Annotated in this window: 1 protein-coding gene; it reads right to left on the bottom strand. The window is 40.8% G+C overall.

What is annotated here, in order from left to right; translation table 11 throughout:
* Positions 1–688, bottom strand: a 688-nt coding sequence (locus tag HMPREF2805_RS11500) for a G5 domain-containing protein (protein ID WP_261676339.1), incomplete at both ends; no start/stop codon positions are given.

Here is a 688-nt window from a genome sequence, read left to right as displayed (position 1 = left end):
CTACTCTTTCTGTAATGGTTCCATCTGCTGGATTTACTTCGTAAGTAGTTGTTACTGTGCGTGAACCTGCTTGGCCTGCTTCTTCTACATTGTCTTGGCCTTTTTCCCGCGTATCATCTTTTACGTATTTTTTAGGTGATGGGATTTCGGTTGTTTCTACTTTATCCTTCGCTGCGACTTTAACGACTGTATTCGTTGGTTCTTTCGTACGAACTGGTTTACCTTCACTTACTATAATCTTTCCAGTATTAGTGTCCACAGTGTAAGTTGTTGTAATAGTGTCTTCACCATCTTCACCTTTAACAGTAGTTGAGGCTGCACCTTTTTCTTTCGTATCATCTTTTTCATAGACAACAGGTGATGGTACTACTCTCTTCTCAACCGTTGGTGCTTTCGTTTTCCCATAAGTTCGAACTGTTGTTGGAGTTACCTTACCTGTTTTTGGATCAACTGCATAGGTAGTGGTATCAATCACATCACGACCTTCAGAATCTTTAGATTGTTCAACCTTAGTTTTAGCACCTACTTTAACGACTGTCTTACCTGCTGGGGTGACAACTGGGATACCAACGTGTTCTGTGATATGACCGTCGTGTGAATCTACATCGTAAGTGGTTGTAGTAACTGTTTTACCTTTAGCTCCTTCAATACGTTCATTAGGTGTGTCAACTTCTCGTTCACCATCTCT

Origin of the sequence: Streptococcus sp. HMSC034E03, assembly GCF_001811505.1 — a bacterium.
GTDB lineage: Bacteria > Bacillota > Bacilli > Lactobacillales > Streptococcaceae > Streptococcus.
Note: the sequence above shows the minus strand (reverse complement) of the source record. Positions and strands in the feature narration are given on the sequence as shown.